This window comes from Caballeronia sp. AZ10_KS36 (assembly GCF_023631105.1).
In the GTDB taxonomy this organism is placed as follows: Bacteria; Pseudomonadota; Gammaproteobacteria; order Burkholderiales; family Burkholderiaceae; genus Caballeronia.
Genome location: NZ_JALQDQ010000016.1, coordinates 103,603 through 126,220, shown reverse-complemented (window position 1 = coordinate 126,220; position 22,618 = coordinate 103,603). Strand labels below are relative to the sequence as shown.

Below are 22,618 nucleotides of genomic sequence, written 5' to 3'. Positions count from 1 at the left end.
CTCGCTCCGAGATTCCTCGGGCGAGATTTTACGGGACTCCTACCGAAATCTTTCTACGCGGCACGGCCATCGACGCTTTTCGACGCTTTCTCCCGCTTTCGACGACACGCGCTGGTTCAGTCCGCGTCCACCGAAGGCAGATGCCGCACGCTCACGCGCCGCCAGTAGGCGAAGAGTCCGACGCCCGCCACGCCGAGGCTCAGCGAATTGGCGATCCAGAATCCGCGCGCGCCTTGCAGCCACGCAGGCACCGCGCCGCCGACATCGAAGCCGAGCAGATAACCGCCGCCGAGCCCGATGCCCCACAGCGCGATCGCATAGATGATGGTCGGCACGAGCGTGACCTTGTACGCGCGCAGAATGAACGCGGTGGTGATCTGCAACGCGTCGCAGAGGTGATAGACGACGATGATGAGCACGAGCGGCATCGCAGCTGCGATGACGTTCGCATCGGGCGTATAGGCCGCGATGATGTGCGGCCGCGCGGCGAGCAGGATCACGCCGTACACGAAGGCCAGCACGCACGCCATGCCGATGCCGTGCCGCGAGATCGACGCGGCGTCGTCGAAGCGCCGCGCGCCGAGCGCCTGCGATACCAGCGTCGACGACGCAATGCCGATGGCGAGCGGCGTCATGTAGAGCACCGCGCCGAGGTTGCCGGCGATCTGATGGCCCGCGAGCGTCGTCGTGCCGAAACGCGAGATGAAGAGCGCCATGAACGTGTACGACGTCACTTCGATCAGATAAGACAGCCCCATAGGAATGCCGAGCCGCAAGAGCGCGACTTGCCGCCTGAACGCGGGCCACGAAAAGCGCGAGAAGATGCCGAACGGGCGGAAGAACTCGAACTTCACGAGCACCGTCATGCCGACCGCCGCCAGCACCCAGTTAATGAGCGTGCTCGCGAGCGCGCAGCCGGGGCCGCCGAGCGCCGGCACGCCCGCGCCGCCGAAGATGAACCACGTATTCAGCGGAAACTTGAGAATCAGGCCGCCGACTTGCAGAAACATCACGAGCCGCGGCTTGCCGACCGCGTTGGTCAGCGAACTGTAGACGCGAAACGCGAGGCTCGCGGGCAAACCGAACGACAAGATGCGCAGATACTGCACCGTGCGGTCGTGCAGCGCGGGCGGCGCCTTCGCGAGACTCAAAAGCGGCTCGGGGAAAAAGAGCAGCGCGAAGCCGATCACCGTCAGCGCCACCGCGAGCCACAGCGCCTGACGCGTCTCCTCGCCGATCTCCCTCTCGCGTCCCGCGCCGAAAAGCTGCCCGGCAATCGGCTGAAGCGCCACGAGAATGCCCGTCAGGCCGATGTAGATGGAGATATAGACCGACGAGCCGAGGCCGAGCGCGGCGAGATCGGTGGCGGAGAAGCGGCCGACCATCGCGGTATCGATCACGCCGAACGCGATCACCGCGAGCTGGCCGATCAGCACCGGCCACGCGAGCGCCGCGATGGTGCGCACGTCGCGCCACATGCCGGCCTGGCCGTTGGGGATCGAGAGCTTCGGGAGCATGGCCTTACTGTGTCCGGCGCAGCGTGCGCGGGCGCAACGGCTTTTTCGCCGGCGGCGCGGGGCGCTCGATGCGCACGTAGAGGCGGAAGCGTTCGTCGCGGTCGGCGGCGCGGCGGCCTTCCCACACGAGCTTCCACTGGAACGTCGAGATGGACGGCGGATCGCCGTAATCGGCGCGGTCCTGTCGCAGGATCACATCGCAATCTTCGTCGAACGCGAAATGCATGCCGCCGAAATAGGCGAAGGTCGCGATCTGCGCATCGCCGAGACGCACCGGCGAAATGCACGTGTAGTCGGGCGGAAGATGATCCGCGATCTGCTCCGCGACGTCGCGATACGTGCGGCTGTAGTTGACGACCGGCAGCCAAAGGGTCATGAGCAGCACCCACATCAGCGTGGTGCCCGCGCTCGACAAGACGACGCTGCGCCACAGCACCTTCGGATGCCGCGCAAGCCGCCAGCGGGCGAGCAGGAACCAGCAGACCGTCACCGCCACCGCGCACACGAAGGAAATGAGCTTGAACTCGGGATGAAAGCCCGGCACGAGACGCGCGAGGTTGCGCGCCATCGGCGCCGGAAAGCCGATCATGCCCGCCGTCCACACGAGCCACACCAGCGAGCCGATGATCGTGAAGCTGAGCATCGCGAACCAGTCGATGGCGTTGATCGCACCGCGCTTGAGCGTCGGCAGCGCGAACGTCGCGAGCACGGACAGCGGCGGCAAGAGCAGCAGGAAGAGGCGGTTGGTCTCGTGTGCCTGCAACACGACGAGCACCAGCAGCGGCCCGATAATCGACAACGGCACCGCCACGTGCGGCGAGCGGCGCATGCCGCCCCAGCTCACGAACGCCCAGATCGCGAGCGGCCACGCGGGCCACGCGAAGAGCGGCAGGTTCTTCATCGCGTAGCCGAAGACGATGGAAGGTGGCCCGGAGAACGTATAGAAGCTCGTGCGCCACCATTGGCGCAGCCACCACTCGCCGTCGTCGGGAAAGAAGTGCAGCGTCGGCAGCACCCATGCGGCGATCAGCACGACCGCGACCGGCAGGCCGTAGATCAGCAAGGGCGCGGCGCGCACCTGACGCACGATGATCGTCATGGCGAGCGTGCAGAGCAGCAGCGCGAAGACGAGCACCGGCGAGCTCGACAGCCCGACGACGCCAATGGCCGCGCCCCACACGAGCGCGCCGTGTACCGGCTTGTCGAGGCTGCGCACGAGGCCGTAGATGAGCATGGCCGTGCCGGCGAACTGCGCGAGCTGCGGCGTGGTTTCATGCCCGCGCTCGGCAAGGCCGAAGCACGCGAGCAGGATCAGGAGCGCGCCATCGGCGAGGGTGCGGCCGTAGTCGCGCGGTTCCGGCTCGCCGCCGAACGCGTATTTGAAAGGCTGCGCTTCTTCGCGGCGGCCGAGCAGATACGTCGAATACCAGACGAACGCGCACGCGATACAGAAGAGCAGACCCGTCACGACGCGCGACGCGTTGCTCGCATCGACCCACGGGCTCAGGAGGCGGATGGACGTCGCGCCGAGCCAGTACATCAGCGGCCCGTCGGCTGTCGGCGCCTTGCCGAGCAGGTTCGGCAGGAGCCAGTCGCGGGCATCGCCGTTGGCCATCGTCCACATCACGCCGAAGCCCGCTGCGTCTTCGTTCTTCCAGGGATCGCGGCCGAAGAGGCCGAACGACGCATACGTGATGCAGATGGCGAGCAGGAGCCAGCGCGGCAGGGCGCTGGTGGCGGAGGCGGTCAGACGAACGACAGATCGCATGCGAGAAGGCTTGATGGAGAGACGGACCGCCGACAGGCGTGCGCAAAAAAGCGCGGCGGGGCCGGAGCATCCGGCATTGTAGTCGGGCAGCGGCTTTTCTAGCGTCTTGCCGCGTCGGCATGTAAGCGCGCGCAACAACGCTCGCCGAAGGTGCGGCGACAGATGCGACGACATAAGACGCAGGGACAAAAAAGGGCAGCCAAAGCTGCCCTTTTTGCTGAACCCTGAAGCCCGACTTACTTCTTGGTGGAGAAGCGCGCGAACTTGTTGTTGAACTTCTCGACGCGGCCGGCCGTGTCCATGATCTTCTGCTGGCCGGTGTAGAACGGGTGCGATTCCGACGACACTTCGATCTTCGCGAGCGGGTACGTCTTGCCGTTGTACTCGGCGGTTTCGCGCGTCTGGATGGTCGAGCGGGTCACGAACTTGAAGTCGTTCGACATGTCGACGAACAGGACTTCGCGGTAATCCGGGTGAATGCCTTCTTTCATGATCTTTCCTGGTATCTGGCGGTAGCCAACCCACTGCACCGTTCTCGGTGGCTTTAGCGAGTCACTTGCCTGGGGGTCGAAAAACGAAGATTATGCCAGAAAATCAGTCGGTTGATACTTTTTCCGAGACGTTTGCACGACTCGGTGTGCAGAACTCAACCCGCCAGCGCGCCCACGTTCGCCGGGTCTTGGCGGTAATAACGCGCGAGCAGCCGATACAACTCGGGATACTCGGCCTCGAAAGCCTGCGGCGTGACGAAGAGCGCCTCGCTGCATACCGCGAAGAATTCCGACGGATGGTCCGCCGCATACGGATCGATCAGCGATTCGCGCTCGAAGCGGCTCCAGCGGCGCTTCGGCACGGCGTCCACGCGCGCGCAAAACTGGTCGTATGCGTTGTCGAACACGTCGGACCATGCGGCATGGTCGAGCGGCGCGTGCCAGCGTCGAAAGAGCGGCGGATGCCCGTCAGCCTCGCCGTTCACCATGTCGATTTTGTGCGCGAACTCGTGGATCACGACGTTGTAGGCGTCCGAGCCGTCCGCCATCTGCGCGTCCTCCCACGAGAGCACGACCGGGCCGCCTTCCCACGCCTCGCCACTCGCGTCGTGCTCGATCTCGTGCACCACGCCGGCTTCGTCCTCCACGGTCTTCTTGATCACGAACTCGCCCGGATAGACGATCACACCGACCCAGCCGTCGTACAGATCGAGGCTCAGGTTGAGCACCGGCAGGCACGCCTGCGCGGCGATCGCGACGATCATCTCGTCGGTCAGTTCCAGTTCGTGCGCGGTGGAAAACGACTTCTGCGCGATGAAAAGGCTCGTCAACTCGCGCAGGCGGTCGCGGTCGGGCGCGCTCAGGTGGCCGAGAAACGGGAAGGCGTCGAGCGTGCGCTGCCAGAGGGCGTCGTCGATGGCGTACTTGCGCAGCGCGCGCTCGCGGCGTTGCGCGCCGAACCAGCGGGTGAAGAGGTTGGGCATCGGTCGGTCGAGTGGTTGCGCGGGATGACCCGGGGAACAGACCGAATTGTACGGATGCGCGCGGGCGGCATCGCGACCGCGGAGCACGCGCGGATAAAAAAACCGCCTGACGATGCAGGCGGTTCCTTGAAAGCGCGAAACAGGACGGAGAATCAACCCCCGCCGCGACGCATCAGGTCGAAGAACTCGGAGTTGCTCTTCGTCTGACGGATCTTATCGAGCAAGAATTCCATCGCTTCGACTTCGTCCATGTCGTGAATGAACTTGCGCAGCACCCAGACCTTTTGCAGCAGATCCGGCTTGATCAGCAGCTCTTCGCGGCGCGTGCCCGACTTGTTCAGGTTGATGGACGGATACACGCGCTTTTCCGCGAGACGGCGCTCGAGGTGCACTTCCATGTTGCCGGTGCCCTTGAACTCTTCGTAGATCACGTCGTCCATGCGGCTGCCGGTTTCGATCAGCGCCGTGCCGATGATGGTGAGCGACCCGCCTTCTTCGATATTGCGCGCCGCGCCGAAGAAGCGCTTCGGGCGCTGCAGCGCGTTCGCATCGACACCGCCTGTCAGCACCTTGCCCGATGCCGGCACGACCGTGTTGTAGGCGCGCGCGAGACGCGTGATGGAGTCGAGCAGAATCACGACGTCATGCTTCATTTCGACGAGGCGCTTCGCCTTCTCGATGACCATTTCGGCCACCTGCACGTGGCGCGCGGCAGGTTCGTCGAAGGTCGAGGCGATCACTTCGCCCGCGACCGAGCGCTGCATTTCGGTGACTTCCTCGGGACGCTCGTCGATCAGGAGCACGAACAGCACGACATCCGGATGATTGGCCTTCACCGCATGCGCGATGTGCTGAAGCATCACGGTCTTGCCCGACTTCGGCGATGCGACGAGCAGCCCGCGCTGGCCCTTGCCGATCGGCGCGATCATGTCGATGATCCGGCCCGTGACGTTTTCCTCGCCGCGCATTTCGCGTTCGAGCGGCAGCGGCTTGTTCGGATGCAGCGGCGTGAGGTTCTCGAACATGATCTTGTGTTTCGAGGCCTCGGGCGGCTGCCCGTTGACTTTGTCGACCTTCACCAGCGCGAAATAACGCTCGCCGTCTTTCGGCGTGCGTACTTCGCCTTCGATGGTGTCGCCGGTATGCAGATTGAAGCGGCGGATCTGCGACGGGCTGATATAGATATCGTCCGTACTCGCGAGATACGAAGTCTCGGGGGAGCGCAGAAACCCGAAGCCGTCGGGCAGCACTTCGAGCGTGCCGTCGCCGAAAATCGTGTCGCCAGCCTTGGCGCGCTTTTTAAGAATCGCGAACATCAATTCCTGCTTGCGCAGGCGGTTCGCGTTTTCGATCTCCAGGCCATTGGCCATCTCGATCAGTGCAGACACGTGCTGAGACTTGAGCTCGGATAAATGCATACGGATTTCCCGCCGGGGAGAAGAGGTGCGACAGAAAGATTTGGGGAAGAGGTGAGCGGAACCGCTCTAGACTTAATACTGCTAGTTAATACTTCTTGAAGTCTTGTGATTCTAGCATAGCACACGCCGCGCGAGCCTCGGATAGGCCGGGGACGGGGCTTTTCGGCCGATGTTGTCGTGCGACAACATCGGCTCACGCGCTTTTCATTCGAATCGCGCGCAATCGCGCAAAACCGCGCAGAGCGGGCGCCGATGAAAGCCGACGCCCGCCCGTGGTGCAGTTACAGGTTGCTGTCGAGAAATGCGGTCAGCTGCGACTTCGACAAGGCGCCGACCTTTTGCGCGGCGACGGCGCCGTTCTTGAACAGGATCAGCGTGGGAATGCCGCGCACGCCGAACTTGACCGGCGTCGACTGGTGTTCGTCCACATTGATCTTCGCGATCTGCAGGCGATCGCCGTAATCCTTTGCGACTTCGTCGAGGATCGGGGCAATCATCTTGCACGGACCGCACCACTCGGCCCAGAAGTCGAGCAGGACAGGTTTATCCGACTTGACGACGTCCTGTTCGAAAGAAGCGTCGCTGATGTGCTTGATTGATTCGCTCATTGTCTGAATACCTCTATTGATTCGAGGCCCGCGTTGGAATGCTCGCCACGATACACGAAAACTGGAAAAGGATTTCGCCGCTCATTTGCCGCTGAAGCTGCACCGCTGAATCTGCAGTTCATGCGCGAACGAATGTCCCGCCACCGCGCCCGCCGATTCGGGCATAAGCACGCACGGTCACAGGTGAGTCACATGCCATCTTAGCCTACTTTGCTATCCGTTGCCCGTGCCCGATAGCGACAATCTGAGGGCGAAAGCACGAAGCACAAGAGCACGGTCGCGCGTTGCCTTCGTAGCGAGCTTCGCGACCAGCCTTCCGGGCGGCGCGCCGAGCGTGATACAATTCGTCGTGACGGGCCTCCTCGCATGGTGGCGCGGTCAACCTGGTCAGGTCGGGAACGAAGCAGCCACAGCCGCTTTCCACCAGTGCCGAGGGTCGGGCTCGTCACCTTCCGCTTTTTCTCGCTTTTCTCCTCCAGCATTTCCCTGTTTCTCCAGTGCGGCGACAGCCTGCCTGGACGCCTGCCGCGTCCCGCTCTCGCGCGTTTGCCGCAAGTCGTTGCTGATACAATTTCGCGCATGACCTATCAAGTTCTCGCACGCAAATGGCGGCCGAAATCGTTCGAGTCGCTCGTCGGCCAGGAGCATGTCGTTCGCGCGCTCACGCACGCGCTCGACGGCGGCCGTCTGCATCACGCCTATCTGTTCACGGGCACGCGCGGCGTCGGCAAGACGACGCTTTCGCGCATCTTCGCGAAGGCGCTCAATTGCGAGACCGGCGTGAGCTCGAAGCCGTGCGGCGTGTGCCGCGCGTGCCGGGAAATCGACGAAGGCCGCTTCGTCGACTATGTGGAAATGGACGCGGCGAGCAATCGCGGCGTCGATGAAATGGCCGCGCTTCTGGAGCGCGCCGTGTATGCGCCGGTCGATGCGCGCTTCAAGGTCTATATGATCGACGAAGTGCACATGCTCACGAACCACGCCTTCAACGCCATGCTGAAGACGCTGGAAGAGCCGCCGGCGCACGTCAAATTCATTCTGGCCACCACCGATCCGCAGAAGATTCCGGTGACGGTGCTCTCGCGCTGCCTGCAGTTCAACCTGAAGCAGATGCCGGCGGGGCATATCGTCTCGCATCTCGAGCACATCCTCGGCGAAGAGCACATCGCGTTCGAGCCGCAGGCGCTGCGGCTTCTGTCGCGCGCGGCGGACGGCAGCATGCGCGACGCGCTTTCGCTGACCGATCAGGCTATCGCGTACTCGGCGAATCAGGTGACCGAGGAAGCCGTGCGCGGCATGCTCGGCGCGCTCGATCAAAGCTATCTGATCCGTCTGATCGACGCGCTCGCCGCCGGCGACGGTGCGGGCGTGCTCGCCATCGCGGACGAAATGGCGCTGCGCAGCCTGTCCTTCTCGACCGCGCTGCAGGATCTGGCGAGCCTGCTGCATCGAATCGCGTGGGCGCAGTTCGCGCCGTCGTCGGTGTTGGACGAGTGGCCCGAAGCCGAAGATATCCGCCGCTTCTCGGACGCGCTGTCCGCGGAGCAGGTGCAGTTGTTCTATCAGATTGCAACCGTCGGCCGCAGCGAACTCGGCCTCGCGCCGGACGAATACGCGGGCTTCACGATGACGCTGCTGCGCATGCTCGCGTTCGAGCCCGCGGGCGGGCCGGGCGGTGGCGGCGGCCTCGCGGTGAACGCGCCGCAAGCGGCGAAGCCGCAGCGCAGCGCGGCGCTCGTGGGCGCGATGGCCGAACGCGCGGTGGCGCCCGCGCCAGTCGCCGCGAAGGCGGCGAGCGGGGCATCTGCGGCGACGCGCGAGCCGCAAGCGCAGGTCCGTGATCGAAGCGTTGTTTCTCCGGCGCACGCGTCGACTTCTAGCGACGAAGCATCCGCGATGAATGGCGAACGCTCGGATGCGTCGCGCGTTTCCGCGATTGGTCCGGAAGACAAAGCCGCCGATGTTGGCAGCGCACAGCCAGCCGCGTCGCTTGTGTCGGCGAATCGCCCGGCAGACAAACCCGGCGAGAGAGACAGCGCACCGTCAGCCGAGTCGCTCGCTTCCGGGACTCGGCCGAAAGACGAAGCTGCCGATGTGCGCGATGCGCCACCATTAGCGTCGAGCGCTTCCGTGAATCAGCCGGAAGGCGAAGCTGCCGATGCGGGCAATGCATCGCTCGTCTCCGCGACTCGGCCGGAAGACCAAGCCGCCGACGCAGCGAACGCAGCCAACGAGCCACCCGCCGCCCCCGCGCCGCTTTCCGCCGCCGCGCGACAGACGGTGGACGCCGCTGCATCCGTGGAATCTCCCGCACCTTCCCGCGCCGGAAGCGGAGCCAGCGCCGCGCTCGAAGTGCTGCGCAGCGCAGGCATGCGGCTGTCGTCGGATCGGCCGGGGCGCGGGGTATCGGCGGCGGGACAGGCGAACGCGCCGGCCGCTGCGCCCAAGCCTGTCGCCAACGTCGCCAAGCCTGCCGTGAAAGTGCAGGTTCCGGAGCCGCGCCGGCCGGCGGCTCAAGCGGCATCCACGTCGGCACCCGCAGCCGCACCCGCGCCCCAGCCGCAAGCCAAGCCCGCCGCGAAAGTCATCCCGCCGTGGGAGGACATGCCGCCGGACGACTACGCCCCGGCATCGTCGGAAGATGCGTATTTCATGCCGCCCGACGACGGTTATATCCCCGCGTTCGACAACGGCCCCGACGACATGCGCTTTGGCAGCGAACCCGCGCCGAAGCCAGTCGCGAAGGCTGACACGGCGCCGTTGCCGCCCGCCGTTGCGCTCGATGCACTCGGCGTCGACATCGAATGGGCGGCGCTCGTCGTCGATCTGCCGCTCAAAGGCGTCGCCTATCAGCTCGCGTTCAACAGCGAACTGACCGCCTGCGACGCGAATTCGGTCACGCTCACTGTCGCCGTGCCCATGTACAAGGACGCCGGCCACGTCGCGAAGCTCAAGAGCGCGCTCGCCGAAAAACTCGGCCGCGCCGTCGAAGTTAATGTGAGCGTCGGTCCCGCGCGCCGCACGGCCGCCGCGCTCGACGCAGCCGAACGTGCGAAGAAGCAGCAGGAGGCCGAGCAGGAGATCCAGCGCGATCCGTTCGTGCAGTCGCTCATCCGCGATTTCGGCGCGAGCATCGTGCAAGGCTCGATCAGGCCGCTTGCCGCATCGGGCGGACATACGCCGGGCGCATCCGCCTGACGGGCACGGTACAGTAAGCAGCAAGACACGCCGCACATTCGCCGCATGTGCGGCTTGAATCCCGAAGCGCGCCGCCGCACGTTCCGGCGCGCTCGCCGCCATCCGCATATCCGCTTTTCAGGAAGGAGCCGCACCATGATGAAGAACCAACTCGCCGGGCTGATGAAGCAAGCTCAGCAGATGCAGGAAAACATGAAGAAGATGCAGGATCAGCTCGCGCTGATCGAGGTCGAGGGCCAGTCGGGCGCCGGCCTCGTGAAAGTGACGATGACCTGCAAGAACGACGTGAAGCGCGTGCAGATCGACCCGAGCCTGCTCGCGGACGACAAGGACATGCTCGAAGACCTCGTCGCCGCCGCGTTCAACGACGCCGTGCGCAAGGCCGAAGCCACCACGCAAGAGAAAATGAGCGGCATGACCGCCGGCATGCCGATGCCGCCGGGCTTCAAGCTGCCGTTCTGATCGCGCGCGCCGAAGCGCATTCGGCGCGTTTCGACGCCAACGAAGGACACATGAAACAACCTTCCGCCCTCTCGGCGCTCGTCGAGGCGCTGCGCGCGCTGCCGGGCGTCGGCCCGAAATCCGCGCAGCGCATGGCGTATCACCTGATGCAGCACGACCGCGCCGGCGCCGAGAAGCTCGGCAATTCGCTGCTGTTCGCGACCGAGCACCTGCGTCACTGCGAGAAGTGCAACACCTTCACCGAGGCGCCGATCTGCGAAGTCTGTCTCGATCCGGAGCGCGATCCGGCTCTGCTGTGCGTCGTCGAGACGCCCGCCGACCAGATCATGCTCGAACAGACGCTCACGTATCGCGGGCTGTACTTCGTGCTGATGGGCAGGCTGAGTCCGCTCGACGGCATCGGGCCGAAGGAGATTCACTTCGAGCGCCTGATCAACCGCGCGCTGGATGGCGTCGTGCAAGAGGTCGTGCTCGCGACGAACTTCACCAACGAAGGCGAAGCCACCGCGCATTACCTCGCGCAGACGCTCAAGTCGAAAGGGCTGAAGGTCACGCGGCTCGCGCGCGGCGTGCCGGTGGGCGGCGAGCTCGAATATGTCGATGCAGGCACCATCGCGCGCGCGATGCTCGACCGGCGCTCCGTATAAGGAAGACTTCATGACAGAAAGCGAAGCTCTCGCGCTCGCCACGCATCGGCATTACAAGGGCGGGCTGTATCGCGTGATCGGCGTGGCCCGGCACTCCGAAACGGAAGAAGCGATGATCGTCTACGAACACCTGTGGCCGCACGAGCGCGGCTTGTGGGTGCGGCCCGCCGCGATGTTCAACGAGACGCTCGCCGACGGCACGCCGCGCTTCAAGCCGCTGGATCTGCCGCTCTGAAAGCCCGTACAAAAACAAAGGAGACGAAAACATGAGCGCAACCGCGGGGCCGCTCGCCGGCGTCAAGGTGCTCGAATTGGGCACGCTCATCGCGGGGCCGTTCGCCGCGCGCTTCATGGGCGAGTTCGGCGCGGACGTCATCAAGATAGAAGACCCGAACGGCGGCGATCCGCTGCGCAAGTGGCGCAAGCTGTATCCGGAAGTCGGCGGCACGTCGCTCTGGTGGGCGGTGCAGGCGCGCAACAAGAAGTCCGTGACCGTGAACCTGAAGGCCGAAGAGGGCAAGGAAATCGTCCGGCGGCTCGTGAAGGAAGCGGACATCGTCATCGAGAACTTCCGGCCGGGCTTGCTCGAAAAGCTCGGTCTCGGTTACGAGACTTTGTCAGCCGAGAACCCCGGCCTCGTGATGGTGCGGCTTTCCGGCTACGGGCAGACCGGGCCGTATCGGGACCGTCCGGGCTTCGGCGCGATTGCCGAATCGATGGGCGGCCTGCGGCACATCACCGGCTATCCGGACTTGCCGCCGCCGCGCATCGGCATTTCCATCGGCGATTCGATTGCCGCGCTGCACGGCGTGATCGGCGCGCTGATGGCGCTGCATCATCGGCAAGTGAACGGCGGCAGAGGGCAGGTGGTCGACGTCGCGCTCTACGAAGCCGTCTTCAACATGATGGAAAGCGTCGTGCCCGAATACGGCGTCTACGGTCTCGTGCGCGAGCGCACGGGCGCGTCGCTGCCGGGCATCGTGCCGTCGAACACGTATCCGTGCCGCGATGGCAGCATCGTCATCGGCGGCAATAGCGATCCCATCTTCAAGCGGCTGATGACCGCCATCGACCGCGCCGATCTCGCGAACGATCCGGCGCTCGCCTCGAACGACGGCCGCGTGCCGCGCACGCAGGAAATCGACGACGCCATCGCCGCGTGGCTTTCGACGCGCAGCATCGACGAGGCGCTCGCCGTGCTGAATGCGGCCGACGTGCCGGCCGGGCGCATCTACAGCGTCGCCGACATGTTCACGGACCCGCAGTACATCGCGCGGCAGATGCTGCAACGCTTCCCCTGGCAGGACGGCCGCGAGATCACGCTGCCGAACGTCACGCCGAAGCTGTCCGACACGCCCGGCGAGACGCGCTGGCTCGGGCCGCAACTCGGTGAACACACCGATGAAGTCCTTACAACGCTCGGGTATCATCCCGACGATATCGCGCGACTGCGGGCCGCCAAGGTGATCTGAGCGAATCGCGACACCCGGCCGGCAGCGCAGACCAGAACGACAAGCAACCGGAGCGCTTCATGCGACATCCGGTCGACAGGAGACAACAACGATGAAACGCAGGACGTTCATCGCGAGCGGCGCCGTGCTCGCGGGTAGCGCAGTGTCAGGCATGCCGCTCGCGTTCGCGCAAGGCAAGCCGGAACAGACGAAGGTGTCGATCGCCGTCGGCGGCAAGAACCTTTTCTACTATCTGCCGCTCACCATCGCGGAGCGCCGCAACTACTTCAAGGACGAAGGACTCGATATCGAGATTGCCGATTTCGCCGGCGGCGCGAAGGCGTTGCAGGCGGCGGTCGGCGGCAGCGCGGACGTGGTGTCCGGCGCGTTCGAGCACACGCTGCTGCTCCAGGCAAAGAATCAGTATTTCCGCGAGTTCGTGCTGCAAGGTCGCGCGCCGCAGATCGTGCTCGCCGTATCGAAGAAGGCGATGCCCAACTACAAGTCCGTCGCGGACCTGAAGGGCAAGAAGATCGGCGTGACGGCGCCGGGTTCGTCGACGTCGATCATGGCGAGCTTCGTGCTCGCGAAGGCCGGTCTCAAGGCGACGGACGTGTCGTTCATCGGCGTCGGCGCGGGAGCGGGCGCGATCGCGGCGCTGGAGTCCGGCCAGATCGACGCCATGGCGAACCTCGATCCCGTGATGACCAAGCTCGACCGCGCGGGCGACATTCGCATTGTCTCGGACACGCGCACGCTCGCGGATACGCGCACCGTGTTCGGCGGCAACATGCCTGCGGGGTGTCTGTACGCGTCGCAGAGCTTCATCAGCAAGAATCCGAACACGACGCAGGCGCTCACCAACGCGATGGTGCGCGCGCTGAAGTGGCTGCAGTCGGCATCGGGCAAGGAACTGATCGCGACGGTGCCGGAAGGCTATCTGCTCGGCGACCGCGCGCTGTATCTGGATTCGTGGCAGCACGTGAAGGAAGCCATGTCGCCCGATGGCCTGATGCCGGAAGACGGCCCGGCCACGTCGCTGAAAACGCTCCAGGCGTTCGACGAAACCGTGAAGGGCAAGCCGATCGACTTGTCGAAGACCTGGACGAACGACTTCGTGAAGAAGGCGCTCGCCTCGGTCAAGGCGTAGCCGATGGCGACGCCCGACCAACCCGCGCTCGCACTGCACGACGTCACCTGCACGTTCGCGTCGCGCGAGAATCGTAAGGACCGCTATACCGCCGTTCGCAATACCACTTTGGCCATTGCGCCGGGCGAGTTCGTGTCCGTGGTAGGCCCGACCGGATGCGGCAAGTCCACGCTGCTCAACATCTCGGCGGGCTTGCTGCAGCCGTCGTCGGGCACGGTGAGCGTGTTCGGCGAACCGCTGAAAGGCATCAACCGCCGCGCCGGCTACATGTTTCAGGCCGACGCGCTGATGCCCTGGCGCTCCGCGCTCGACAACGTGACCGCCGGCCTCGCGTTCGACGGCGTGCCGAAGGACGAAGCGCGCTCGCGCGGCGAAGCGTGGTTAAAGCGCGTGGGCTTGTCCGGCTTCGGCGACCGGTATCCGCATCAACTGTCGGGCGGCATGCGCAAGCGAGTCGCGATGGCGCAGACCCTGATTCTCGATCCCGACATCATCCTGATGGACGAGCCGTTCTCCGCGCTCGACATCCAGACGCGGCAGTTGATGGAGAACGAGCTGCTCGAACTCTGGGCCGCCAAGCGCAAAGCCGTGCTCTTCATCACGCATGATCTGGACGAAGCCATCTCCATGTCCGACCGCGTCGTCGTGCTGTCGGCGGGGCCGGGCACGCATCCCATCGGTGAATTCGCGATCGACCTTCCGCGTCCGCGCGATGTCGCCGAGATTCGCTCGCATCCCCGCTTCGTCGAATTGCACGCGCAGATCTGGGGCGTGCTGCGCGAGGAAGTGCTCAAGGGTTATCAGCAGCAATTGAAGCCCGCCGTCGCCGGATAAGAATACGAACATGTGGAACAAGCTGCGCCCCAATCGGGCCAATCTCGCGCTGTGGCAATGGCTGCTGCTCGTCGCGTGCTTCGTCGTGTGGTACGTGCTCACGAGTCCGACGCTCTTGCCGCCTTTTTATTTCGACGACGCCAACAAGGCCGCGTTCTTCTTCGGCGAGCCGCAGAAGGTGCTTGCCCGCATCTGGGAATGGTTCAGCGGCGGCGAGATTTATATCCACCTTTGGGTGACGCTGATCGAGACGGTGCTCGCCTTCGTCATCGGCACGGTGTCGGGGCTCGCGGTCGGCCTATGGCTGGCGCTCGCGCCGACGACGAGCGCGCTGCTCGACCCCTACATCAAGGCCGCCAACTCCATGCCGCGCGTGATCCTCGCGCCGATCTTCGCGGTGTGGTTCGGGCTCGGCATCTGGTCGAAGGTGGCGCTCGGCGTGACGCTCGTTTTCTTCATCGTGTTCTTCAACGTCTATCAGGGCGTGAAGGAAGTCAGCCCGGTCGTGCTCGCGAACGCGCGCATGCTCGGCGCGAATCGCAAGCAACTGCTGCGTCATGTGTATCTGCCGAGCGCGACGAGCTGGGTGTTTTCGAGCCTGCATACGTCGGTCGGCCTCGCGTTCGTCGGCTCGGTGGTGGGCGAGTATCTCGGTTCGGCGCGCGGCGTCGGCTATCTGATTCTTCAAGCCGAAGGCACGTTCGATATCAACACCGTGTTCGCCGGCATTCTCGTGCTGACCGCGTTCGCGCTGGTGCTCGACGGGCTGGTGGCGCTCGTCGAGCGGCGGCTCATGAAATGGCAGCCGAAAACCGGCGATACCGAGAAGCTGTGAGATAGCAGCGATTTACGGCTCGATCACGACCTTGCCCGTCACGCGGCGATTCATCATGTCGTCGAGTGCTTGCGGCGTCTCACCGAGCGTATAGCGCTTCGTGACGACGGGGCGCAGCTTGCCTGCTTCGATCCATTCGACCATCGTCGCGAATTCGCGGTCCGCGAGCGCGTGTTCGCGCCGCATGTGATCGCCCCAGAACACGCCGACGATGCTCGCGCCTTTCAGTAGCGCGAGGTTGAGCGGCAGCTTCGGAATCTCGCCGTTCGCAAAGCCGACGACGAGATATCGCCCGCGCCACGCGATGCTGCGAAACGCCGGTTCCGAATACGCGCCGCCGACGGGATCAAATATGACATCCGGACCGTTGCCGCCGGTCAGCGCCTTGATGCGCTCGCGCAAGTCTTCCTTCGTGTAGTCGATGACATCGTTCGCGCCGTGCTCGCGGCAGAACGCGAGCTTCTCCGCGCTCGATGCCGCCGCGATCACCCGCGCGCCGACGATCTTGCCGATCTGCAGCGCCGCCAGCCCGACGCCGCCCGCCGCGCCGAGCACGAGGAGCGTCTCGCCGGCCTTCAGCTCGCCGCGATCGACGAGCGCGTGATACGACGTGCCGTAGGCGAGCGTGAACGCGGCGGCCTCTGCGAGATCGACATGATCCGGCAGCGCGATGCATGCCGTCTCGCTCGCGCGCACCTGTTCGGCGAACGCGCCGTGCGCCGTGTACGCGGCCACGCGCATGCCGGGCGTGAAGCGCGTCACGCCCGCGCCGACTTCGCGCACCACGCCCGCCAACTCCGCGCCCGGCGTGAACGGCAGCGGCGGCTTGAATTGATACTTGTTCTGAACGATGAGCACGTCCGGAAAATTGACGCTCGCCGCCTTCACGTCGATGATGATTTCCCCGGCTTCGGGGTGCAGGTCCGGCAGCGTCTCGATGGTGAGCGTGTCGGGTAAACCGTATCGATTGCAGCGAACCGCGCGCATGTCGTCTCCTCGTCGTCGAGGCGTTCAGTGTAGGGCACGGCAGCGGTCCGGGCGAGCCCGCGCGCGCGTTCGCGCGTCATCTTTCCTCGGTTACAATCGTCAGATGCGAATCCTACTCAGCAACGACGACGGCTATCTGGCGCGCGGCATCAACGTGCTGCACGACGCCTTGCAACCGCTCGGCGACGTGACCGTGATGGCGCCCGAGCAGAACTGCAGCGGCTCGTCGAACTCGCTCACGTTGTCGCGGCCGTTGAGCATTCATCGCGCGCCGAACGGTTTCAACTTCGTGAACGGCACGCCGACCGACTCCGTGCATATCGCGCTCACCGGCATGCTGGACGAGCAGCCGGACCTCGTGGTGTCGGGTATCAACAACGGCCAGAACGTCGGCGAGGACACGCTGTATTCGGGCACGGTCGCCGCCGCCACCGAAGGCTTCATGTTCGGCATTCCGGCCATCGCGTTTTCGCTCGTCGGCCGCGACTGGCTTCATCTGGAAGATGCGGCGCGCGTCGCGGCGGAAATCGTCGCGCATTTTCTCGAGCATCCGATGCCGGGTCATCCGTTGCTGAACGTCAATATTCCAAGCCTGCCGTACGATCAGCTCGGCGAATGGCGCGTGACGCGCCTCGGCAAGCGGCATCCTTCGCAGCCGGTCATCCGCCAGACGGACCCGCGCGGCAACCCGATCTACTGGATCGGGCCGTCGGGCGATGCGCTCGATGCCAGCGAAGGCACCGATTTTCACGCCGTCGCGAACGGCTATGTCTCCATCACGCCGCTGCAACTCGACCTGACGCACACGAAGCTCATGGCCGAGACGCGCGAATGGGCCGCCGCCGGGAGCCGCCGCTCATGACGGACGAGCGCGCCAAGCGCTTTCCGCTGGCGCTCGCGGACCTGGTACGCGAGCCGCGCAAGCCCGGCGGCCGCGCGGATGCGTCGCGCGTGAAGCCCGCGGCCACGCCGGGCGCGTTGCGATCGGCCAGCGGCGCGCAGAAAGCGGCGTCGGCGTTTCCGTCGAAGCTTGGGAGCGAGAAACCGGTTTCCGCCGCGACGCGCAGTCCGGCTCAGGCGCCCCATCCAAGAACGAGCGCGTTGCGCACCACGCAGCGGCCCGCCGAGCGCAATCCGACTGCGAACACCAACGCCGCGACGAAGAAGGGCGCGCCGAACGTCGCGCTGACGAGCACGCAGACGCTCACCTCCGAACGCGTGCGCGAGCGCATGGTCGAGCGGCTGCGCGGGAACGGCATCACCGATCCCCGCGTGCTGAACGCCATGTCGGTCGTGCCGCGCCACATGTTCGTCGATCCGGGCCTCGCCGCGCAGGCGTACGAAGACGCGGCGCTGCCAATCGGTCACCATCAGACCATCTCGAAGCCTTCTGTCGTCGCGCGCATGATCGAACTGGTCGCGGCCGGCCGCACGCTCGACAAGGTGCTGGAGATCGGGACCGGCTGTGGTTATCAGGCGGCGGTGCTGTCGCAGGTCGCAACCGAGGTTTATTCGATCGAGCGCGTACGGCCGCTGTCCGAACGCGCGAAGCTCAACCTTCGGCCGCTGCGCGTGCCGAACATCCGGCTGCACTACGGCGACGGCCGTCTCGGCCTGCCCGCGGCCGCGCCGTTCGATGCGATCGTCATCGCGTGCGCGGGGCTCGACGTCCCACAAGCCTTGCTGGATCAACTGGCGGTCGGCGGCAGGCTCGTCGCGCCGGTCGGATCGCAGGCCGCGCAGTCGCAGGTGCTGACGCTCGTCACGCGCGTTTCGGCGACGCAGTGGCGCGAGTCGCAGCTGGATCGCGTTTTCTTTGTACCTTTGAAATCCGGAGTGATTTGACACCGATGAGTATCTTGCGTGCTTGGCGAGTAGGGAGTGCGAACGTTCGCCTGACGGCGGCGCAGCGCAGCGTGTGTGTCGTTGCGCTAACCGTGCTGGCGGCGTGTTCGACGCGCATGGACATGGCGCCGGTGGTGGATAGAACCGGCGCGCCCATCGGCACGGACGCCGCGCAGGCCGCCGCGTCCAACGGTCCGCCGCCGCCGGGCTTCTACCGCGTGAAACCGGGCGACACCCTATATCGGATCGCACTGGAAAACGGTCAGAATTATCACGACATCGCTGCCTGGAACAATCTGACCAACCCGAATCAGATCGAGGTCGGTCAGCTGGTGCGCGTCGCGCCGCCGGGAGCGAATGTCGCCGCCGCGACGCCGGGTGTGTCGACCGCGCCGATCGCGGGTGGCGCAGTCCAAGCGCAGCCGCTCAACGGCGGCGCGCAGCAGCCGGGCGCGACGACGGCCGCGACCCAGCCGCCGTACTACGGGCCGAGTTCCGGCATGGGAACCGCGCCGGGCGCAGCGGCAGGCGCGGTGCCGGGCGTGGCGGCGGGCGTCGACAACAGCGCGACGGCGGCAGCGCAGCCGGCGTTCATCTGGCCGGCGCGCGGTCCGATTCTCGGCACGTTCGACGACGCGAGAAACAAGGGTTTGAATATCGGCGGTGCGGCGGGAGATCCGGTCAACGCTTCGGCGGACGGGCGGGTGGTCTACTCCGGAAATGGGCTGCGCGGCTACGGCAATCTCATTATCATCAAGCACGATGCGACTTTTCTCACGGCGTATGCACATAACCGCGCTTTGATGGTAAAAGAGGGAGACGCGGTGACTAAAGGGCAGAAAATCGCTGAGATGGGGAACAGCGATTCGGACCGTGTGATGTTGCATTTCGAAGTTCGCCGGCAGGGTAAACCTGTTGACCCACTGAAGTATTTGCCGCCGCAATAAAAGCGGAGCCATCATGCCGAAAACGAAGCGCCGCCTGCCGCAAGCCGAGACTGAGACGATCAGCCGACCTTTGCAAGTGTCGGTGGAAGAGGGCGCTTCTACCCGCGACGAGGACGCCGAGAACATCGACGTCGATGTCGATTCCGACGAAGACGGCGCGGGCCGCGGCAAGCGCGCGGAAGACGGCGCTGAAACCGCCGACGGCGCAAACGATTCCCCGCCCGACGCGGACGACTTCCGCTCGCTCCTTCAGGCCGAACTCACGGCCGACACTATTCAGCATTACCTGAATCGCATCAGCGTGAAGCCGCTGCTCACCGTCGAGGAGGAGCAGCGGTATTCGCGTCTCGCGAAGGCGGGCGAGTTCGAGGCGCGGCAGGTCATGATCGAGCGCAATCTGCGGCTGGTCGTCAGTATCGCGAAGGGTTATCTGAACCGCGGCGTGCCGCTGCTGGATCTGATCGAAGAAGGCAACCTCGGCCTCATGCACGCGATCGAGAAATTCGATCCGACGCGAGGTTTTCGCTTCTCGACCTACGCGACGTGGTGGATACGTCAAAGCATCGAGCGCGCCATCATGAATCAGGCGCGCACGGTGCGGCTGCCGGTTCACGTCATCCGCGAACTGAATCAGGTGCTGCGCGCGAAGCGCCATCTGGAGAAGAACTCGGCCAACGCGAACGATCCCGTGGCGCCCGAACGCCGCGACGCCAGCATCGACGACATCGCGTATCTCACCGGCAAGACGCCCGAGGAAGTCACCGACATTCTCGCGTTGAACGAACACACCGCTTCGCTCGACGCGCCGCTCGACCTCGATCCGGGCAGCAGCCTGCTCGACCTGCTTTCCGACGATCAAAGCCAGTCGCCGGATGCCGAAGTGCAGCACCGCGAACTGGAAACGCTGACGCGGCTGTGGCTCTCGCGGCTGTCGGACAAGCATCGGCATGTGATCGAACGACGTTTCGGACTCAATCACATCGAGCCGGCCACGCTGGAAGAGCTGGCCGACGAAATGGGCCTCACGCGCGAGCGCGTGCGCCAGATTCAGCAAGAGGCGCTCGTGAGGCTCAAGCGTTTCTTCGCGTCCAACGGCGTTCGCAAGGACGCCGTGCTTTAACGCTTTCCTGGCGCCTGCGAGGGCGTCGTTGCATTTGTTCTGCCGCATTCCCAGGATTCAATGACACCGATTCTCGTATTCGACATCGAGACGATCCCCGATGTCGACGGCATTCGCCGTCTCGAAGATTTGCCCGCCGATCTTTCGGATCGCGAAGTCGCCGACTATGCGTTCCAGATGCGCCGCGAGCGCGTCGGCAACGATTTTCTGCCGCACCATTTGCAACGCGTCGCGGCCATTTCCTGCGTGTTTCGCGACAACAACGGCTTTCGCGTGCGCTCGCTCGGCGCGCCCGGCGACGGCGAGGCGGCGCTGATTCAATCGTTCTATCGCGTGATCGAGAAATACACGCCGCAACTCGTTTCATGGAACGGCGGCGGCTTCGATCTGCCGGTGCTGCATTACCGCGCGCTCGTGCACGGCATCGCCGCGCCGCGGTATTGGGACCTGGGCCAGGACGACCGCGAATTCAAGTTCAATAACTACATCAGTCGCTATCACATGCGGCATATCGACCTGATGGACGTCCTCGCGATGTATCAGGCGCGCGCCAACGCGCCGCTCGACGCGCTCGCGAAGCTCTGCGGCTTTCCCGGCAAGCTCGGCATGGACGGCGGCAAGGTGTGGGATGCCTTCTGCGACGGCCAGCTCGACGAGATCCGCAACTATTGTGAGACGGACGTCGTCAATACGTATCTGATGTATTGCCGCTTCCAGTTGATGCGCGGCGGCTTCTCGGCCGATGAATACAGCGACGAAGTCAACTTCGTGAAGAACGCGCTCTCGCAGGAAACGTCGCCACACTGGGCCGAGTATCTGGCCGCGTTCGGCCGATGAGTTCTTGACGCTTCGTCTACAATCTCGCCTTTGCTATCACGTCAGTCAGGAAGTACGCAGGTGTCTGAAGCCGCTCGAAAAAATCCGCATCGCCGCCGCGCGGCGCCCGCGAAGTCCGTCACGCCCGATCCGTCGTTCGTCGCGCCTGAAATCGAAATCGACGCGCTCGATATGGACGCGCGCGGCGTCGGCCGGACGGTGAACGAGGACGGCGAGCCGGGCAAGGTCATCTTCGTGGAAGGCGCGCTGCCGGGCGAACGCGTGAGCTATTCGAGCTATCGCAAGAAGCCGAGCTTCGAGCAGGCGCAGGTGGTCAAGGTGCTGCGTGAAGCGGTGATCCGCACGAAGCCGAAGTGCCAGTTCTTCGGCACGTGCGGCGGCTGCTCGATGCAGCATCTCGACGTGCGCGCGCAGATCGCGGTCAAGCAGCGCGTGCTGGAAGACAATCTTCAGCATCTGGCGAAATTGCGCGCGGAAACCATGTTCCGGCCGATTCACGGTCCGTCGTGGGGATACCGCTACCGGGCGCGGCTGACCGTGCGCCACGTCGAAAAGAAGGGCGGCGTGCTGGTCGGCTTTCACGAGCGCAAAAGCAGCTACGTCGCCGACATGACGAGCTGCGAAGTGCTGCCGCCGCACGTTTCCGCGATGCTCGTGCCGCTGCGTCATCTCGTGGCGGGCCTGTCGATTCGCGATCGCATGCCGCAAATCGAGCTGGCAGTGGGCTCGGACGTGACGGCGCTGGTTCTGCGCATCCTGGAACCGCTGACCGAAGCCGACGAAGCGTTGCTGCGCGCGTTCGCCGACGAGCACAACGTGCAGTTTTGGCTGCAGCCGAAGGGTCCGGACACCGTTTATCCGTTTTATCCGCTCGGCCGAGAACTTGCGTACACGCTGCCGGAATTCGACATTCGGATGCCGTTCAAGCCGACCGACTTCACGCAGGTCAATCATCAGATCAACCGTGTGCTCGTGTCGCGCGCGTTGAGCCTGCTCGCGGCGGAGCGCACCGATCGCGTGCTCGATCTGTTCTGCGGCATCGGCAATTTCACGCTTCCGCTCGCAAGAGTGTCGCGCGAAGTGGTGGGCATCGAAGGCAGCGAGGCGCTGACGGCTCGCGCGCTCGAGAATGCGAAGGCGAACGGCGTCGATGGACACACGTCCTTCGCGTGCCGCAATCTGTTCGAAGTCACCGCCGACGACATGCGCGCGCTCGGCCGCTTCGACAAGTTCCTGATCGATCCGCCGCGCGAAGGCGCGCTCGCGGTGTCGAAGGCGCTCGCGGACATCGCGCAAAGCGGCGACGACGCGATCCTGCCGAAGCGCATCGTCTATGTGTCCTGCAATCCGGCGACGCTTGCGCGCGATGCCGGCCTGCTCGTGCACGAGGCCGGTTACCGGATGAAGGGCGCGGGCGTCGTGAACATGTTTCCGCATACATCGCACGTCGAATCGATCGCGCTGTTCGAGCGGGACTGAGCTTCGCGCGTTTTCAGCAGGCAAAGAAAAACCGGCCCGAA

Annotated in this window: 21 protein-coding genes and 1 other RNA gene; 15 read left to right on the top strand and 7 right to left on the bottom strand. The window is 64.8% G+C overall.

From position 1 onward, the window contains the following. Positions 1-116: 116 nt before the first annotated feature. The 6 genes from NCR35_RS09350 to trxA form a co-directional block, all read right to left on the bottom strand. A complete protein-coding gene (locus NCR35_RS09350; protein WP_250534212.1) occupies positions 117-1,478 on the bottom strand; it encodes an MATE family efflux transporter in 1,362 nt (453 codons plus the stop codon). A 43-nt stretch (positions 1,479-1,521) separates the two neighbouring features. Continuing rightward, positions 1,522-3,285 (bottom strand): ArnT family glycosyltransferase, encoded by a 1,764-nt coding sequence (locus NCR35_RS09345; RefSeq protein ID WP_250534153.1) that lies wholly within the window; start codon positions 3,283-3,285, stop codon positions 1,522-1,524. 236 nt (positions 3,286-3,521) lie between these two features. Beyond that, complete coding sequence (locus NCR35_RS09340) at positions 3,522-3,776, bottom strand: type B 50S ribosomal protein L31 (RefSeq protein ID WP_175940459.1); 255 nt, start codon at positions 3,774-3,776, stop codon at positions 3,522-3,524. Between the two features lie 155 nt (positions 3,777-3,931). After that, entirely contained in the window at positions 3,932-4,759 is an 828-nt protein-coding gene (locus NCR35_RS09335) for a M90 family metallopeptidase (protein ID WP_250534152.1), read from the bottom strand. Positions 4,760-4,911: 152 nt separating this feature from the next. Then, the gene (rho, locus tag NCR35_RS09330) at positions 4,912-6,177 is read right to left on the bottom strand and encodes a transcription termination factor Rho (RefSeq protein ID WP_159836362.1); all 1,266 of its coding nucleotides are present in this window, start codon (positions 6,175-6,177) and stop codon (positions 4,912-4,914) included. 281 nt (positions 6,178-6,458) lie between these two features. Beyond that, positions 6,459-6,785, bottom strand: coding sequence for a thioredoxin TrxA (trxA, locus tag NCR35_RS09325; RefSeq protein WP_008349330.1), 327 nt, complete (start codon positions 6,783-6,785; stop codon positions 6,459-6,461). A 351-nt stretch (positions 6,786-7,136) separates the two neighbouring features. Between trxA and ffs the strand changes: the two genes are divergently transcribed. The 9 genes from ffs to NCR35_RS09280 all read left to right on the top strand — a co-directional run bounded on the left by ffs (position 7,137) and on the right by NCR35_RS09280 (position 15,362). After that, positions 7,137-7,235, top strand: an RNA gene (ffs, locus tag NCR35_RS09320) — signal recognition particle sRNA small type. Positions 7,236-7,364: 129 nt separating this feature from the next. Continuing rightward, positions 7,365-9,983, top strand: coding sequence for a DNA polymerase III subunit gamma/tau (locus tag NCR35_RS09315; protein WP_250534151.1), 2,619 nt, complete (start codon positions 7,365-7,367; stop codon positions 9,981-9,983). 135 nt (positions 9,984-10,118) lie between these two features. Beyond that, the gene (locus NCR35_RS09310; protein ID WP_159836360.1) at positions 10,119-10,445 is read left to right on the top strand and encodes a YbaB/EbfC family nucleoid-associated protein; all 327 of its coding nucleotides are present in this window, start codon (positions 10,119-10,121) and stop codon (positions 10,443-10,445) included. A 50-nt stretch (positions 10,446-10,495) separates the two neighbouring features. Further along, positions 10,496-11,092: a recombination mediator RecR gene (recR, locus tag NCR35_RS09305; protein ID WP_248319957.1), complete on the top strand. Its 597-nt coding sequence runs from the start codon at positions 10,496-10,498 to the stop codon at positions 11,090-11,092. A 10-nt stretch (positions 11,093-11,102) separates the two neighbouring features. After that, complete coding sequence (locus NCR35_RS09300; protein ID WP_175940455.1) at positions 11,103-11,327, top strand: DUF1653 domain-containing protein; 225 nt, start codon at positions 11,103-11,105, stop codon at positions 11,325-11,327. 31 nt (positions 11,328-11,358) lie between these two features. Further along, on the top strand, positions 11,359-12,564 hold the full coding sequence (locus tag NCR35_RS09295; RefSeq protein ID WP_250534150.1) for a CaiB/BaiF CoA transferase family protein: 1,206 nt from the start codon (positions 11,359-11,361) through the stop codon (positions 12,562-12,564). 91 nt (positions 12,565-12,655) lie between these two features. Beyond that, positions 12,656-13,693, top strand: coding sequence for an ABC transporter substrate-binding protein (locus NCR35_RS09290; RefSeq protein WP_250534149.1), 1,038 nt, complete (start codon positions 12,656-12,658; stop codon positions 13,691-13,693). A gap of 3 nt (positions 13,694-13,696) precedes the next feature. Next, complete coding sequence (locus tag NCR35_RS09285) at positions 13,697-14,527, top strand: ABC transporter ATP-binding protein (protein ID WP_250534148.1); 831 nt, start codon at positions 13,697-13,699, stop codon at positions 14,525-14,527. A 10-nt stretch (positions 14,528-14,537) separates the two neighbouring features. After that, a complete protein-coding gene (locus NCR35_RS09280) occupies positions 14,538-15,362 on the top strand; it encodes an ABC transporter permease (protein WP_250534147.1) in 825 nt (274 codons plus the stop codon). Positions 15,363-15,374: 12 nt separating this feature from the next. Here the strand turns inward: NCR35_RS09280 and NCR35_RS09275 are convergent, their stop codons facing one another. Further along, on the bottom strand, positions 15,375-16,349 hold the full coding sequence (locus tag NCR35_RS09275; RefSeq protein ID WP_250534146.1) for an NADPH:quinone oxidoreductase family protein: 975 nt from the start codon (positions 16,347-16,349) through the stop codon (positions 15,375-15,377). Positions 16,350-16,452: 103 nt separating this feature from the next. On the opposite strand from NCR35_RS09275, the gene surE reads away from it, so the two are divergent. The 6 genes from surE to rlmD are packed head-to-tail and all read left to right on the top strand — an operon-like array spanning position 16,453 to position 22,577. Beyond that, positions 16,453-17,211, top strand: coding sequence for a 5'/3'-nucleotidase SurE (gene surE / locus NCR35_RS09270; RefSeq protein WP_175940449.1), 759 nt, complete (start codon positions 16,453-16,455; stop codon positions 17,209-17,211). Beyond that, a complete protein-coding gene (locus NCR35_RS09265) occupies positions 17,208-18,194 on the top strand; it encodes a protein-L-isoaspartate(D-aspartate) O-methyltransferase (protein ID WP_250534145.1) in 987 nt (328 codons plus the stop codon). Before surE ends, NCR35_RS09265 begins: the two co-directional genes overlap by 4 nt. Before the next feature lie 5 nt (positions 18,195-18,199). Then, a complete protein-coding gene (locus NCR35_RS09260) occupies positions 18,200-19,141 on the top strand; it encodes a peptidoglycan DD-metalloendopeptidase family protein (RefSeq protein WP_250534211.1) in 942 nt (313 codons plus the stop codon). A gap of 13 nt (positions 19,142-19,154) precedes the next feature. Further along, complete coding sequence (gene rpoS, locus NCR35_RS09255) at positions 19,155-20,261, top strand: RNA polymerase sigma factor RpoS (protein ID WP_248319948.1); 1,107 nt, start codon at positions 19,155-19,157, stop codon at positions 20,259-20,261. 60 nt (positions 20,262-20,321) lie between these two features. Continuing rightward, on the top strand, positions 20,322-21,098 hold the full coding sequence (locus NCR35_RS09250) for a 3'-5' exonuclease (RefSeq protein WP_250534144.1): 777 nt from the start codon (positions 20,322-20,324) through the stop codon (positions 21,096-21,098). Between the two features lie 60 nt (positions 21,099-21,158). After that, entirely contained in the window at positions 21,159-22,577 is a 1,419-nt protein-coding gene (gene rlmD, locus NCR35_RS09245) for a 23S rRNA (uracil(1939)-C(5))-methyltransferase RlmD (RefSeq protein ID WP_502801664.1), read from the top strand. The last annotated feature ends 41 nt before the right edge of the window (positions 22,578-22,618 follow it).